The organism is [Pseudomonas] carboxydohydrogena (genome assembly GCF_029030725.1).
Classification (GTDB): domain Bacteria; phylum Pseudomonadota; class Alphaproteobacteria; order Rhizobiales; family Xanthobacteraceae; genus Afipia; species Afipia carboxydohydrogena.
The window spans coordinates 2,555,870-2,570,553 of record NZ_CP113162.1; the positions used below are offsets into that span (position 1 = coordinate 2,555,870).

The window sequence follows — 14,684 nt, forward strand, 5'->3', positions numbered from 1 at the left end:
GGAGGCGATGTGATGCCGTCCGCGATTCCGCGCGCCACCTACCGGCTGCAACTCAACGAGAACTTCACGTTCGACGATGCCGCCGCCGTCGCGCCTTATCTGAAGGCGCTCGGCATCAGCCATGTCTATGCTTCGCCTTTTCTCAAGGCGCGCGCACACAGCCAGCACGGCTACGACATCGTCGATCACAACAGTCTCAATCCCGAATTGGGCGGCGACGCGGCGTTCGAGCGATTCAGCGCCGCGCTGAAACGGAACGATCTCGGCCTCATTCTGGATTTCGTGCCGAACCACATGGGCGTGCATTTCGCGGACAATCCGTGGTGGCTCGACGTGCTGGAATGGGGACCGGCGTCACCCTACGCGGATTTCTTCGACATCGATTGGGATCTGCTGCCCTATCGTGCCAAGGGCGGTGTGCTGCTGCCGATCCTCGGCAACTCTTACGGCGAGGCGCTTGACAAGGGCGAGATCGAACTGCGTTACGATGCCGGGAGCGGCAGCTTCGCGGCCTGGTATTACGAGCACCGTCTGCCGATCGCGCCGGAACGCTACAGCGAAATCCTGCGCATTATTGCCAGTGCAGCAGGTGCCGGAAACGAGCCCGCCGGACGCGCCATTCTCGAACTTGCAGCGCGCTACACCGGGCTGCGCCATCCCGATCGCGGCGAGGCGCCCGCCTTCAAGGCGGCGTTGCGCGAGATCGACGGCGCGGAGGCGATCATCACGCGCGGCCTCGAAGCCTATCGCGCGGGTGCGGGACGCGAGGCCCAGACCAAGGCGCTGCATTCGCTTCTGGAGCGGCAGCATTACCGGCTCGGGCACTGGCGGCTCGCGACCAGCGAGATCAACTACCGCCGCTTCTTCGATATCAACACGCTCGCCGGGTTGCGGGTCGAGAATGTGCGCGCATTCAAGGCCGCGCACGCGCTGATCCGGCGTCTGGTCGCCGCAGGACAACTGCAAGGCATCCGCCTCGATCATATCGACGGCCTGCACGATCCCGCGCAATATTGCCGCCGCCTGCTGCGGCTGATCCGCGACGCGCAGGAGACTCGCGCGCCATTCTATCTGGTGATGGAAAAAATCGTCGGCGAAGGCGAACGCCTGCCGGAATTTCCCGGCATGCACGGCACCACCGGCTATGAATCGCTCAACCTGATCTCCCGCGTGCTGCTCGACGGCAAGGGGCTCGAGACGCTGGATGAAACGTGGCGGCAGGCCAGCAACGTCGCACCCGATTTCGCACCCGTGCTGCGGGCCGCCAAGCAGCGCGTGATGGAAACGCTGCTCGCCAGCGAATTCACCGTGCTGGGGCGGCTTCTGGCGCGCATCGCGGGCGGGCATTACACCACGCGCGATTTTTCCGCCGACAGTTTGCGGCAGGCGCTGGAATTGTACGTGCTGCACTTCCCCGTCTACCGCACCTACATTACTGCGGCCGGTCCTTCATCGAACGACCGCGCGTTGATCGCTGAAACCATCGGCAAGGCGAAAGCCGACTGGTTCGGCGCCGACGAAGGCGTGTTCGACTTCTTGCAGGATGCCCTCACCCTTGAACTGGCCACGAAAGACCGCGCCACCCATGGCCGTGAACGGGTCCGCCGCTTCGCGCTGAAGGTGCAGCAGTTCACCGGGCCGATGATGGCGAAGTCTCTGGAGGACACCGCGTTCTATCGCTATCACCGCCTGCTCGCGCTCAACGAGGTCGGCGGCGACGCGGCCGCCACGTCGCTTCCGGTCAAAGACTTTCACGACGCCATGCAGGCGCGCGCGCGCGATTTTCCCCATGGCATGACGGCCACCGCCACGCACGACACCAAGCGCGGCGAGGATGCCCGCGCCCGCCTCCTCGCTTTGCCGGAGCTTGCGGGCGAATGGGCGAGCCTTGTCGGGCGCTGGAAATCGTTCAACGCGCCACACATCGTCACCGAAGGCAATATGCGCTCGCCCTCGCTCGCGTTCGAATACATGCTCTATCAGGCGCTGATCGGCGCATGGCCGGAGACGATCGACGCGGATTTTCTCGCCCGCATGAAAGCCTACGCGATCAAGGCCGCGCGCGAGGCGAAGGTGGAGACGAGTTGGCTCAATCCGCAACCGTCTTATGAGCGCGGCGTTGAAACTTTCCTTGAACGGACTCTCGACGAAAAAAAGTCGCCGGAATTCCTGTCGTCGATCGAGACCTTCACCCGGCGCATATCGACAATCGGCATTCTCAATTCGCTGTCGCAACTGACGCTCAAGGCCATGATGCCCGGCGTGCCGGATTTCTATCAGGGGACGGAATTCTGGGATTATTCGCTCGTCGATCCCGACAACAGGCGGCCTGTCGATTTCAAGGCGCGCGAAGCGGAGCTTGCGGACATCTCGAAACAGCCGCGCTGGGACGATCTGATCACCCGTGCCTCCGATGGCCGCATCAAGCTCGCATGGACGCATCATCTGCTGACGCTGCGCAAGACGCACCCCGATCTGTTCGCGAACGGCAACTATCTGCCGCTGGAAGTCACCGGCCCGCATCGCGATCATGTCATCGCGTTCGCGCGCGTCCATCGCAGGGAAGCCGTGATCGTTGCCGCGATGCGCTGGTTTTCACCCTTCACGGATGGGGGGCGCACATGGCTCAACGGAGCGATTGAGGGTGCGGTCAGGATCGAAGGACTCCATGCCGGCGCACCATCGCGCACCGAGTTGCCTTTCGCCGAACTGTTCGCGGAGCTTCCGGTCGCCACGCGCGAAGCTGCGGTGAGACGCGCATATAAAAAGGCCGCCCGGGGTCCTGGCCGGGCGGCCTAGCGGACGTTGTGCCGACTCAAAGGTCTGGTTCCCTTCCCCCGCGGATCGCGATTATTTGCAGACGCTCGGGAAATTCAATCACTCCAAGGGCCAATGTCGCGGCCTCTTCACAGCTTTCCGCCCCTCGCAATGCAACATCCGCTTGCGGTTTCGGATATTGGAAATATCTGAGGGTGAGATCAGGAGACCGCAAATCGTGTCGAAGCCGCTTGTCGTTTCAATTCCCCACAACCTCGGCCGCGAGGAAGCCATCCGCCGCATGAAAAACGGCCTGGCCGGCGCGCGCACGCAGTACGGCCATCTGCTCACTGTGAACGAGGAGACGTGGACCGACAACAAACTCGCTTTCCGCGTCACCGCGCTCGCGCAGGCCGTCAGCGGCACCATCGATGTCGCCGACGATCATGTGCAACTGGAAGTGATGCTGCCATGGCTGCTGGCGAAACTCGCCGAGCGCGCGCAGGCGGTGATCGGCGACAAGGGCCGCCTGATGCTGGAGAAGAAATAACGCGAGAAAGCCGGCCGCACGCATGCAGCCGGCTTTCCGTTTTCGTGATCCTCGTTACTGATAGGCCGCCGCCAGATACTCCACGATCTTCGGAATATCGTTCGCCTCGATCGGCGCGCCGTAGACCTTGATCATCTTGTTGACCTCGGCGGTCCAGAAGTCCTTGCCGAACTTCGGGCCGCGCGGCTGGGTCTGGACATAATCGGCCGAATGACAGCCGCTGCAATTGGCCTGGACCACGTCGAGATTCGGTCCCGGCTTGAATTGCGCCGTCTCCGGCGGCAGCTTGTAGGTCACCGGCTTCGCCTGAAGGCTGCCGATAGCCATCGCAAGTCCCACGGCCACGCCGATCGCGGCGAGAGGGGTAGCGATCCTGAACATGCTCATGATGCCCTCCCTCAAGCCACTGTCACGGATGTGGTTTCGATGACGTTACGCATGTAGCCCGCCGGATTCCACGATGCCGTCTCGGGCTGCACCTTGCCGCCATTGCTGGTGGCGCGCACTTTCAGGTCGTGCGGCCCCGCGGACAGCTTCACCGGCAAGGTCCATTCCCGGAACGAATACTTTCCGAGATCCTTGCCGAGCTTCGCCGCCTTCCAGGTCTTGCCGCCATCGGTCGACACGTCGACCTTCTTGATGCCGGTGCCGCCATCGAAAGCGAAGCCCTTGAGCGTCGTGTTGCCGGACTTCAGCTTCTGGCCGTTCGTCACGTTGGTGATGAAGGAGCGGACAGTGAAGCGGTTGATCGGCACCGTCGCCTTCGGCGCGGTGCCCGGCTCGACGCAGGCGCATTCGTTGTCGGGGATGCGGTACGCCGTCTTCATCCAGAAATTATCGTACACCTTGTCGATGACGGTGATCTGGTTGAGGTGTTTCACCCAATAGGTACCGTAATAGCCCGGCACCACGAGGCGCAACGGAAAGCCGTTGAGCATCGGCAGGTCCGTGCCGTTCATCTGGTAAGCCAGCATCACGTCGCCGTTGCTGGCGACGTCAAGATCGAGCGCCTTGGCGAAGTCCGGCGTCGTGTCCATCACCGGACCGTCGATCGCATCGAACACCACCTGTTTGGCGCTAGCCTGCACACCGGCCTTCTCCAGCACGGTCTTCAGCGGCACGCCTTTCCATTTCGCGTTGCCGAGCGCGCCATTGGCGAGTTGCCCGCCCGCGACACGCGGATCGAAGAAGCCGCGGCTGTTGCCCGAACACTGATTGACCGCGACGATTTCCCGGGCGGGCATTTTCCTGATGTCCGCCAGCGACAGCTTCATGGGCTTGTCGACCTTGCCCTTGATTTCGACCGTGTATGTCGCCGGGTCGATCTCGAGCGGAATGCCCGCGAGGTGGTAGCGGACAAAGAAGGCATCGTTCGGCGTGATGACGCCCTCGTTGAACACCGAGAACGGCATCTCGAGTTGCGGCGGGCGTTCGGTGAGGCCGATCATCGGCCGTTTTTGCGGGTATTTGACCAATGGCCGTTGGCCATTGCCGATCGGAAGATTGACGATTTCTTCCGCAAAACTGGTCAGCGTCGATTTCCCCAGCAGGCTGCCGCCTGCCAGCAATGCGACGCCGCCCTGGAGCACAGAGCGTCGGTCGATCATTGTCTTCCTCCCAAGGGACATATTCCCTTGGGAGAATTGAGCCACGAGATTCCAAAGTGTTCCAGACATTAATTCCGCAAACCGGAATTCTCGTGTTACGACATTTGTCGTACAAGAACCCCGATAGATTTTGCAGGAATTTATATCGTCTGCGTCACCAGCTTGGTGTTGAGGTACGCCTCGACGGCCTCGATGCCGCCTTCGGAACCGTATCCGGAATCCTTGATGCCGCCGAACGGCAGTTCCGGCAACGCGATGCCATGATGGTTGATGCTGACCATGCCGCTTTCGATGTCGCGGCCGAGACCCGCCATGGTCTTCGCCGAGGTCGTATAGGCATAGGCGGCGAGTCCGTACGGCAACCGGTTGGCCTCGGTGACCACCTCATCGTAATCGGAGAAGCGGTTGATCATGGCGACAGGACCGAACGGTTCCTCGGTCATCATGCGCGCGGACAGCGGCACGTCGGTCAGCACCGTCGGCTTGAAGAAATAACCGCGATTGCCGATCCGCTCGCCGCCGGTCGCAACCTTGGCGCCGTGCGATTTGGCGTCGGCGACCATCGACTCCATGGCATCGATGCGCCGGTTGTTGGCGAGCGGGCCCATCCGCACGCCCTTGTCCATGCCGTTGCCGACCTGGAGGTCTTCCGCGGCCTGCACGAAGCCGTCGAGGAATTGCTGATAGACCTTCTCCTGCACCAGAAAGCGCGTCGGCGCGACGCAGACCTGACCGGCATTGCGGAACTTGTTGGCGGCGAGAATTTTCACCGCCTGCGCCACGTCGGCGTCGTCGAACACCAGCGCGGGCGCGTGGCCGCCCAATTCCATCGTCACGCGCTTCATGTGGCTGCCGGCCATCGCCGCCAGTTGCTTGCCGACCACGGTCGATCCGGTGAACGAGATTTTCTTGATGACCGGATGCGGGATCAGATAGGAGGAAATCTCGGCCGGAATGCCGAACACGAGATTGACGACACCCGCCGGAATCCCCGCATCGGCGAACGCGCCGATCAGCGCGGCGCAGCTCGCCGGGGTTTCTTCCGGCCCCTTCAGAATGACCGAACACCCCGCCGCCAGCGCCGCCGAGACCTTGCGGACGGCCTGATTGAGCGGGAAATTCCACGGCGTGAACGCGGCCGCGACACCGACCGGCTCCTTCACCACCATCTGGGTCACGCTCACAGCCCGCGCCGGAACGATGCGCCCATAGGTGCGGCGCGCTTCTTCCGCGAACCATTCGATTGTGTCGGCGGCGCCCGCCGTCTCGCCACGGGATTCCACCAGCGGCTTGCCCTGCTCGAGGGTCATCAGCGTGGCGACGGTCTCGGCCCGTTCGCGCAGCAGCTCGGCGGCCCGGCGAATCAGTTTCGAGCGCTCGAGCGCACCGACCTTGCGCCACACCTCGAACCCGCGCTGCGCCGCGGCCAGCGCCTCGTCGAGATCCGCTTTCCCGGCATGGGCGAGCGTGCCGATCGTCTCCTCGGTCGCCGGATTGAGAACCGGCAGGCGCGGCTTGCTCCCGTCGCGCCAGCGCCCGTCGATGAAAAGCTGGGTGTCAGAGTATGAGGTCATCGGCAAAGTCCTTATGCGGAAGGAAAACGGAGGTGCCGTAGCACGGGAAGGATGCAGGCGCATAACCTAAGGCCGCTTCCGCAACAAAAAACCACTCCCGAAATGGCAGACGGGCCATGCGTCGTCCTTTTTTCCAGACGCCCGATATCCTGCCGGTATCCTGACGTATCCCGGGTGTGCGGATTCAGCGCAGATTTGATAATCGCCTTGCGGCACAGGCGGAAAAGCGGCAGGTTGAGGTACTAAAGAACCTCCGATTCTCTCAAGGCTATCAAGGGGTACGGTCTCAGGTTCGGTGCGGCAGGCCACTGAGACGGGCCTGTATTTCTCTGTTGCGCAGCATCCCGACGGGATGCAGGTGGGGGCGCGCTTTCTAGGGATTCGGTCTTGGTTATCCTGGGCTACATCTATCGCTTCGCCTCGAACTTCGCGTTCCTGGCGCTGGTTTATCTTACCCTGAATTTTTTGAGCAAATACAGCGAGCGATCCATCATCGCCTTTCTCGTGCTGGTCTATTCCTCGATGAGGATCGTCTCCACGATCCGGCAATTCATGTTCTTTCAAAAAATCGAGCGCCTCGAAAACGACGCGAAGGCCGGCAGCGCGGAAGGCTCGACGCGCAGGCAATCCGCGCGGGAAGTCGCGCGCCTGCGCCACGAGGGCGAACTCAAATCCTATATGGACCTGCTGTTCCTGACCCTGATCGTGCTGCTCTGCGCCTCAAAGATCCTGACGAACTAGCAGCCTTGGTCTCAACTCGTGAGCAAGGCTGCGGCCCGCTCGCGCTCGCGATTCAGAAATCGGAGTTCCGCCTCGGCTTCCGCGCGTGACAGGCTGGTGCCGAACGGCAGGAAGGACTGCCTGGCTTTGTAAAGCGGGTCGTCGTTCGGGGGCGGGAGATAAGCCTTGATGGCAAAATAGCCGGCCGCAATGACGAGCGCGCCCGCCATCATGCCGCCAAGCAGCCCAAGCCAGAATGTCCGGTTGTCCATTATCGTCCCCGCAATCTGCGGACGATAGCCAGCCCCCCACGCGATGTAAACGCGCGGGCAGGCCGATATATTTCAGAAAACCATATCCTGTGTTATTCGCGGCGGCTTCAAGCCTGTTGCATCCGGGCGCGATCCGTGACTGCCCGATTCCTCGACGGCGGCTATCAGTCCGGCACCTTGAAAAACGGCGCGGGCACGAGCAGCTTGTTCTCCACCTTCACCACCAGCGGACGCATCTTCCTGGCATAGGACTGCCAGTCCGGCGACGCCTGCAATTGCTTGCGCCGCTCGAAACGGTCGTCCAGACTTTCATAGCCCCACATGTGCACGATCTGATTCAACGGGCCGAAGTCGGTGTAATAGTAACCGACCATCTTCCCCAGAATCCGCACCTGACAGGCCATCCCCTCCTCCTCGTAGAGTTTCAGGAAGGTCGGCACCTGACCCGCGTGCAGGGTATAGATTCGCTCGTCCACGAACATGCGCGCTCTCCGAATGGCCCGCGGCGGCGCTTGCCGCCGTCAGACGCGTGAGATGAATTCGAGATTCTATTCGACCGCCTTCGGCACCACGCTCGCGACGATGGAGGCATCCAGCGCCTCGTAGTCGTGCAGGCGAATGGTGGCGTAAAGCTCGGCGCGGGTCTGCATGTCCGGCACCATCGCCTTGGTCATGCCGTCGCGCTTGAGCGCCGCGAACAGCCGCTCCTGCGCCTTGTTGGCGACACGCAGCGACGACACCGGCCAGATCACCATCTTGTAGCCCATCGCCTCGAACTCCGAGGCGGTGAAGAACGGCGTGCGGCCGAACTCGGTCATGTTGGCGAGAAGCGGTACGCCCGGCATCCGCTTGGCGAATTCCGTGAACATCTCGCGCGAATTCAAAGCCTCGGGGAAGATCGCGTCCGCGCCCGCTTCCATGTAGAGCCTGGCGCGCGCCACCGCACCATCCATGCCCTCGCTCGCTGCCGCATCGGTGCGCGCGATCAGGTAGAGATGCTTGCGCGCCTTGGCGGCGGAGGCAACCTTGGCCGCCATGTCGCGCGCGTCCGCGAGTTTCTTGTCGTTGAGGTGGCCACACTTCTTCGGCAACAACTGGTCCTCGATATGGACCGCGCCAGCGCCCGCATCCTCGAACGTCCGCACCATGTGCATGACGTTGAGCGCCTCGCCGTAACCGGTGTCGCCATCGACCAGCACCGGCAGGCCGGAGGCCCGCGCCACCTGCTTCACGAAGAACGAGACCTCATCGACGGTAATCATGCCGAGATCGGGCAAGCCCATCGAGGCTGTCATCGCAGCACCCGAGAGATACAGCGCCTCGAAACCCGCGTCCTTCGCCTGCAACGCCGCCTGCCCGTTATGCGCGCCCGGAATTCCCAGAATTTGCGGACGGTTCACCAATGCGCGAAAACGCTCGCCCGCGGGACGATCGGACAGTTCAGCGCCGACAAGATAGGTCATGGTCTCTCCTTACGCCGCCTTGGTACCAGTCGATTTCTTGGCGGCCTTCTTGCCGCGCTGGCCGATCGGCACGAACTTCAGATTCTCCGGGCCGACATAGTTCGCCGACGGGCGGATGATCTTGTTGTCGATGCGCTGCTCGATGACGTGCGCGGCCCAGCCGGAAGTGCGCGCGATCACGAACAGCGGCGTGAACATCGCGGTCGGCACGCCCATCGCGTAATAGGACGCCGCGCTGAACCAGTCGAGGTTGGCGAACATCTTCTTGGTCTCGTCCATCACCGCCTCGATGCGGTCGGCGATCTCGAACATCCGCATGTCGCCGCGCTCCTCGCTGAGCTTGCGGGCGACTTCCTTGATGACCTTGTTGCGCGGATCGGCGACCGTATAGACCGGGTGACCGAACCCGATCACCACTTCCTTGGCCTCGACCCGGCGGCGGATGTCGGCTTCCGCCTCGTCCGCATCGCGATAACGCTGCTGGATCTCGAAGGCGACCTCGTTGGCGCCGCCATGCTTGGGACCGCGCAGCGCGCCGATGCCGCCGGTGATCGCCGAATACATGTCCGAACCCGTGCCCGCGATGACGCGCGCGGTGAAGGTGGAAGCGTTGAACTCGTGCTCGGCATAAAGGATGAGCGAGGTGTGCATCGCGCGCTCGTGCGATGCCGAGGGCTTCCTGCCGTGCAGCAGATGCAGGAAATGCGCGCCGATAGAATCGTCGTCGGTCTCGACGTCGATCCGCTTGCCGTTGTGCGAGAAGTGATACCAGTACAGCAGCATCGAACCCAGAGAGGCCATCAGCCGGTCTGCGATGTCCTTCGCGCCGGGCTGGTTATGGTCGTGCGCTTCCGGCAGCACGCAACCAAGCGCCGAGACGCCGGAACGCATCACGTCCATCGGATGCGCCGCCGCCGGAATCTGTTCCAGCGTGGCCTTCACCGCCGCAGGCAATCCGCGCATCGCCTTGAGCTTCGCCTTGTAGGAGGCCAACTCCGCGACGGTCGGCAGCACGCCGTGCACCAGAAGATAAGCGATTTCCTCGAACTCGCAGGTCTCCGCCACGTCGAGAATATCGTAGCCGCGATAATGCAGGTCGTTGCCGGTGCGGCCGACGGTGCACAACGCGGTGTTGCCGGCCTGCACGCCGGACAGCGCCACGGATTTCTTCGGCTTCGGTGCGGAGTTCGTTTCCATCGCATGTCCCTTCGTCGTGTTGCTGGTCTTCGACAGGCCGCCAGGCGGCCTGTCGCGCCGTTATATTGAATGCGCCTTCGCGCGCAGGCGGACGCGCGTTACTTCGCGCGCCAGTCGAAAATGCCGTGATGCGACGGCGCACCAAGCCGCGCCGCCTCGACGGTGAACGACAGTTGCGACAAATCCTTCAGCGACGGCAACTGCTCGACCGCCGCGATGAAGCGATCCTGCTCCGCCGCCGGCACGATGCCTTCCGCCAGCGTGCGGAATTTCTTGATGTAGTCCGGCCGCGTGAACGGACGCGCGCCGAGCGGGTTGGCGTCGGCGATCGCGAGTTCGTCCTCGATCACCTTGCCGTCATTGAGCGTGACGACGACCTTGCCGCCGAACGCCTTCTCCTTCGGGTCCTGGCTGTGGTAGCGGCGCGTCCACTCCTTGTCCTCGACGGTCGAGATCTTGTGCCACAGCGCCACGGTATCCTTGCGCTGCGCGCGCTCGGGCGCATAGGACTTCTCGTGATGCCAGCCGCCGTCCTCGAGTGCGACGGCGAAGATGTACATGATGGAATGGTCGAGCGTTTCGCGGCTCGCCTTCGGGTCCATCTTCTGCGGATCGTTGGCGCCGGTGCCGATCACATAATGGGTGTGATGGCTGGTGTGGATGACGATGCTCTTGACCTTCGACAGATCGCCGATCTTCGGACCCATCCGGCGGGCGAGATCGATCAGCGCCTGGCTCTGATACTCGGCGGAATGCTCCTTGGTGTAGGTCTCGAGAATGGCGCGCTTGGGCTCGCCCTTTTCCGGCAGCGGCACGACATATTCCGCCTTCGGGCCGGACAGCAGCCAGGCGATGAAACCGTCCTCGCCTTCCCATGCGGGCGACGGCGCGCCCTCGCCGCGCATCACGCGGTCCACGGCCTCGATTGCCATCTTGCCCGCGAACGCAGGCGCATAGGCCTTCCAGCTCGAAATCTCGCCCTTGCGCGACTGCCGCGTGGTGGTGGTGACATGCAGCGCCTGCTGCACGGCCTGATAGATCGTCTCGGCCGGCAGCTTCAACAGCGTGCCGATGCCCGCCGCAACAGAAGGACCGAGATGGGCGATGTGGTCGATCTTGTGCTCATGCAGGCAGATGCCCTTCACAAGGTTGACCTGAATTTCATAGCCGGTGGCAAGGCCGCGCACGAGGTCCGCGCCGGTGAGGCCGGTGTGCTGCGCAACCGCGAGGATCGGCGGAATGTTGTCGCCGGGATGCGAGTAGTCGGCGGCGAGGAACGTGTCGTGGAAATCGAGTTCGCGCACCGCGACGCCGTTCGCCCACGCCGCCCATTCCGGCGACACGCGCTTGTCGCTCGCAAGACCGAAGATCGTGGCGCCGGGCGCAAACGGATGCGCCTGAGCCTGCGCCCGCGCGCTCGCCACCGGACGCCGCGCCAGCGATGCCGCAGCGACCGACGCGTTGTCGATGATGCGGTTGCCGATCATCTCCGTCACGGCGGGCTCGACCGCGACCGGATCGGCGGCGACTTCGGCGATCTTCCAGGCCAACTGGTCGGCGCGCTCGAGATGTTCGGCGGACTTGTAGGTACGGACGGAGTGGTTCTTCACGTGTCGCTATCCTTGGCTGCGTTATCGGGATTATTCGGGATCGATCCTGACAGGGCGTCCCTGCTCGTTGACCGCGACCATCTCGAACTGCCCGCGCATCGCTGTCCGATGCTGCTTGCTTGCGAGATCCTCGCGAATGATTTCGACGGCGACCGTCATCGAGCTTGTACCAGCGCGCGCGACGCGCGCGACGATCTCGATCAATTCCCCGACCTTGACCGGCTCGAGAAAATCCACCTTCTCCGCCGTCGCCATCACCACGTTGCGCCCGGCGCGGCGCGCGCCAGCGATATACGCCGCCTTCGCCATCAGGCTCAGCGCGTTGCCCGCGAACAGGGTGCCGTAATGATTGGAATGCTCGGGAAAAACCACTTCCAACAGACGGGTCTCGCCCGAGGCGGACGCGTCGGTTTGCGCTTGCGGATGGTGGCTGGAACCCCGGTTGCTCATCGTGCGGGGACACTAGCCACACCTGCCGCCATTTGAAAACGGCGAAGAAAGTCTAGGCCGGCACCAGACGTCGCGCCTCGCGCGCCAAATGGCCGGTTTTGCCCACAAAACGCGCCAGCCCCCCGGCTTTTTCAGCGCACCCATGCGAAGCTGTTAGGAAAGAATTTCTCTTATCTTCCTCGCATGTTGCCCGGTGTTTCAGACTACAGCACGGCAATTTCAGACTACGGGACATCCACACCCTCGAAGGTCCGGACGCTCGCCCCTCAGGCCCTTGATTCTTGCAGATCGGCGGTCGATTCATACCGGTGCCGGCAATGTGCCGTGCAGATGCCGGGCCATGTCGAGCAAGGCCGCGGTGAGAGGACTCATCGGGTCACGGTGGACCGTGACCAAACCGATCGAATGGACATTCTCCGGCTCCACGATCGGAATCGCGCGAACCCGATCGGTGAGACCAAGTGTCTCGGCCAGAAGCGCCGGCATGATGCTCGCCCAGCGCCCGGAACGGACATGGGCATAGAGAACGATCATCGAGTTGGATTCGAGCGTGGTGGACACCGTCACCCCGGCCTTGAACAGCATCTGGTCGATGATCCGGCGGTTCTGCATGTCGGGCGTCAGCAGGCACAGCGGAATCTTGCCGACCTCCGCCCAGGTGACCGTCTTCCGGTCGCCGAGTTCGCTGTCCGGCGAGGTCAGCAGCCGGTACTGCTCCAGATATAAAGGCTCGCGGTCGAGCTTCCCGAGCGGTTCGTTGTCGAGATAGGTCAGCCCGGCATCGATCTCCAGATTTTCCAGCATCCGCAGGATCTCGATCGAGGTGCGCGACAGGATGGTGAATCTCACGCCCGGATGGCGGGCGCGGAACGGCGTGGTCAGCGCCGCTGTCATCGCCAGCGCGGTCGGGATCGCCGCCAGCCGCACATGGCCGCTCAGGCCGTACTTGACGGTCTCGATGTCCTCGCGCATCGCGCGCGCGTCGCCGACGATCCGGCGCGCCCATGCCAGCACCCGCTCGCCTTCCGGAGTGAAGCCCTGAAAACGCGAGCCGCGATTCACGAGCAGCGTGCCGAAGGAATCCTCGAGCTGCTTGATCGCCGCTGAAAGGGTCGGCTGGCTGACATGGCTGATCTCGGCGGCGCGGCCGAAATGCCGCTCACCGGCAAGCGCAATCAGGAATTCGAGCTTGTCGATCATCCGGTCGGGCGCCCTGCTCTGCCATCAGCCACATAACCGGCAGATCTATTTTATGAATTTGTAACGAGCGGCCGGCATCGCTGTCCGATCATCGTTTCAAATTATGCGATTTGCGATGGCATACCCTCAATATGAATTCTCGAACCTAACTCACAAAACCCGCTCGGGATTTGGAGGAATCGGCAACAATAGGCTCCGGTGCATCCGCGCCATGCGCTCCGGCCGCTGCCGCATCCGATGGATTTCCCGCACAATCGGCCTTCGGCCCGAATACGGAATGCCCCAGCCATGAACGCCATCATCAAGGAACTCGGCCCCTCCCGCTTTCTCGATGGCTTCCGCGACATCGACGCCGACCTCGGCAACGGCATCACGATTCACGCGGCCATCGCAGGGCACGGCCCGCCTCTCCTGCTGCTGCACGGCCATCCGCACACGCACATCACCTGGCGCAAGATCGCGCCCCGGCTAGCCCGCCGCTTCAGCGTGGTCGCCGCCGACCTGCGCGGCTACGGCGACAGCAGCAAGCCCGCGAGTAGCGCCAGCCACATCGAATATTCAAAACGGGCGATGGCGCAGGACCAGATCGACCTGATGCGCGCGCTGGGACATTCGCGCTTCTCCGTCGCGGGCCATGACCGCGGCGGCCGCGTCGCGCACCGCATGGCGCTCGACCATCCCGGCGCGGTGACGCGCATCGCCCTGATGGACATCGCGCCGACCGCCACGATGTACGCGCTGACCGACATGGAATTCGCCCGGCGATATTTCTGGTGGTTCTTCCTGATCCAGCCCGAGCCGCTGCCGGAGCGGCTGATCGCCGCCGATCCCGAATATTTCCTGCGCACCCATCTCGACGGCCAAACGAAATTGGCCGGGGCGACCGAGCCCGAAGCCTTCGCCGAATATCTGCGCTGTTACAGCGATCCGGAGTCGCGCCATGCCATCTGCGAGGACTATCGCGCCGCCGCGACCATCGATCTGCAACACGACGCGGCGGATGCCGACAAGCGCGTGACCGCGCCATTGCTCGCCATCTGGGGCCGACGCGGCACCGTCGGCGCTCTCTATGATGTGCTTGCGACATGGCGCGACAAGGCCACCCATGTCGAGGGGGGCGCGCTCGATTGCGGCCACACCTTGCAGGAGGAACTGCCGGACGAAACGTTCGCGGAGTTGGAGAGATTCTTTTTGGCTTGAGCCGTCATTGCGAGGAGCGTCAGCGACGAAGCAATCCAGTCTTTCTTGCCGCTTCTGGATTGCTTCGCTTCGCTCGCAATGACG

The 14,684-nt window shown here is 63.0% G+C and carries 14 protein-coding genes; 4 read left to right on the top strand and 10 right to left on the bottom strand.

Annotation, left to right across the window (positions count from 1 at the left end; all coding sequences use genetic code 11):
- Positions 1-12 precede the first annotated feature (12 nt).
- Together treY and AFIC_RS12350 are read left to right on the top strand one after the other, a co-directional pair.
- On the top strand, positions 13-2,799 hold the full coding sequence (treY, locus tag AFIC_RS12345; protein ID WP_275246530.1) for a malto-oligosyltrehalose synthase: 2,787 nt from the start codon (positions 13-15) through the stop codon (positions 2,797-2,799).
- A gap of 196 nt (positions 2,800-2,995) precedes the next feature.
- A complete protein-coding gene (locus tag AFIC_RS12350; RefSeq protein WP_275246531.1) occupies positions 2,996-3,307 on the top strand; it encodes a polyhydroxyalkanoic acid system family protein in 312 nt (103 codons plus the stop codon).
- 54 nt (positions 3,308-3,361) lie between these two features.
- Here the strand turns inward: AFIC_RS12350 and sorB are convergent, their stop codons facing one another.
- From sorB to AFIC_RS12365, 3 genes are all read right to left on the bottom strand, one after another.
- Positions 3,362-3,694 carry a SorB family sulfite dehydrogenase c-type cytochrome subunit gene (sorB, locus tag AFIC_RS12355; RefSeq protein WP_275246532.1) on the bottom strand — a complete coding sequence of 111 codons (333 nt, stop codon included), beginning with the start codon at positions 3,692-3,694 and terminating at the stop codon, positions 3,362-3,364.
- Positions 3,695-3,705: 11 nt separating this feature from the next.
- Entirely contained in the window at positions 3,706-4,914 is a 1,209-nt protein-coding gene (gene sorA / locus AFIC_RS12360; RefSeq protein ID WP_275246533.1) for a SorA family sulfite dehydrogenase catalytic subunit, read from the bottom strand.
- Positions 4,915-5,054: 140 nt separating this feature from the next.
- Positions 5,055-6,488 carry an NAD-dependent succinate-semialdehyde dehydrogenase gene (locus AFIC_RS12365; protein WP_275246534.1) on the bottom strand — a complete coding sequence of 478 codons (1,434 nt, stop codon included), beginning with the start codon at positions 6,486-6,488 and terminating at the stop codon, positions 5,055-5,057.
- 387 nt (positions 6,489-6,875) lie between these two features.
- On the opposite strand from AFIC_RS12365, the gene AFIC_RS12370 reads away from it, so the two are divergent.
- Positions 6,876-7,229: a hypothetical protein gene (locus tag AFIC_RS12370; protein WP_275246535.1), complete on the top strand. Its 354-nt coding sequence runs from the start codon at positions 6,876-6,878 to the stop codon at positions 7,227-7,229.
- Between the two features lie 11 nt (positions 7,230-7,240).
- Here the strand turns inward: AFIC_RS12370 and AFIC_RS12375 are convergent, their stop codons facing one another.
- From AFIC_RS12375 to AFIC_RS12405, 7 genes are all read right to left on the bottom strand, one after another.
- Positions 7,241-7,480, bottom strand: a complete 240-nt coding sequence (locus tag AFIC_RS12375) for a hypothetical protein (protein WP_275246536.1) — start codon at positions 7,478-7,480, stop codon at positions 7,241-7,243.
- A 164-nt stretch (positions 7,481-7,644) separates the two neighbouring features.
- Positions 7,645-7,962: an NIPSNAP family protein gene (locus AFIC_RS12380; RefSeq protein WP_275246537.1), complete on the bottom strand. Its 318-nt coding sequence runs from the start codon at positions 7,960-7,962 to the stop codon at positions 7,645-7,647.
- Positions 7,963-8,028: 66 nt separating this feature from the next.
- Positions 8,029-8,943, bottom strand: coding sequence for a methylisocitrate lyase (prpB, locus tag AFIC_RS12385; protein WP_275246538.1), 915 nt, complete (start codon positions 8,941-8,943; stop codon positions 8,029-8,031).
- 9 nt (positions 8,944-8,952) lie between these two features.
- The gene (prpC, locus tag AFIC_RS12390; RefSeq protein WP_275246539.1) at positions 8,953-10,140 is read right to left on the bottom strand and encodes a bifunctional 2-methylcitrate synthase/citrate synthase; all 1,188 of its coding nucleotides are present in this window, start codon (positions 10,138-10,140) and stop codon (positions 8,953-8,955) included.
- A gap of 98 nt (positions 10,141-10,238) precedes the next feature.
- On the bottom strand, positions 10,239-11,750 hold the full coding sequence (locus AFIC_RS12395; RefSeq protein WP_275246540.1) for an MmgE/PrpD family protein: 1,512 nt from the start codon (positions 11,748-11,750) through the stop codon (positions 10,239-10,241).
- Positions 11,751-11,780: 30 nt separating this feature from the next.
- Positions 11,781-12,200: an acyl-CoA thioesterase gene (locus tag AFIC_RS12400; RefSeq protein ID WP_275246541.1), complete on the bottom strand. Its 420-nt coding sequence runs from the start codon at positions 12,198-12,200 to the stop codon at positions 11,781-11,783.
- 300 nt (positions 12,201-12,500) lie between these two features.
- A complete protein-coding gene (locus AFIC_RS12405) occupies positions 12,501-13,400 on the bottom strand; it encodes a LysR family transcriptional regulator (RefSeq protein WP_275246542.1) in 900 nt (299 codons plus the stop codon).
- Positions 13,401-13,688: 288 nt separating this feature from the next.
- On the opposite strand from AFIC_RS12405, the gene AFIC_RS12410 reads away from it, so the two are divergent.
- A complete protein-coding gene (locus AFIC_RS12410; protein WP_275246543.1) occupies positions 13,689-14,600 on the top strand; it encodes an alpha/beta fold hydrolase in 912 nt (303 codons plus the stop codon).
- Positions 14,601-14,684 lie beyond the last annotated feature (84 nt).

Coding starts and splice junctions, on each gene's coding strand:
- AFIC_RS12365 (WP_275246534.1), bottom strand. CDS start 6,488: ATGACCTCATACTCTGACACCCAGCTTTTCATCGACGGGCGCTGGCGC.
- AFIC_RS12400 (WP_275246541.1), bottom strand. CDS start 12,200: ATGAGCAACCGGGGTTCCAGCCACCATCCGCAAGCGCAAACCGACGCG.
- sorA (WP_275246533.1), bottom strand. CDS start 4,914: ATGATCGACCGACGCTCTGTGCTCCAGGGCGGCGTCGCATTGCTGGCA.
- AFIC_RS12410 (WP_275246543.1), top strand. CDS start 13,689: ATGAACGCCATCATCAAGGAACTCGGCCCCTCCCGCTTTCTCGATGGC.
- prpC (WP_275246539.1), bottom strand. CDS start 10,140: ATGGAAACGAACTCCGCACCGAAGCCGAAGAAATCCGTGGCGCTGTCC.
- AFIC_RS12405 (WP_275246542.1), bottom strand. CDS start 13,400: ATGATCGACAAGCTCGAATTCCTGATTGCGCTTGCCGGTGAGCGGCAT.
- AFIC_RS12380 (WP_275246537.1), bottom strand. CDS start 7,962: ATGTTCGTGGACGAGCGAATCTATACCCTGCACGCGGGTCAGGTGCCG.
- AFIC_RS12375 (WP_275246536.1), bottom strand. CDS start 7,480: ATGGACAACCGGACATTCTGGCTTGGGCTGCTTGGCGGCATGATGGCG.
- sorB (WP_275246532.1), bottom strand. CDS start 3,694: ATGAGCATGTTCAGGATCGCTACCCCTCTCGCCGCGATCGGCGTGGCC.
- treY (WP_275246530.1), top strand. CDS start 13: ATGCCGTCCGCGATTCCGCGCGCCACCTACCGGCTGCAACTCAACGAG.
- prpB (WP_275246538.1), bottom strand. CDS start 8,943: ATGACCTATCTTGTCGGCGCTGAACTGTCCGATCGTCCCGCGGGCGAG.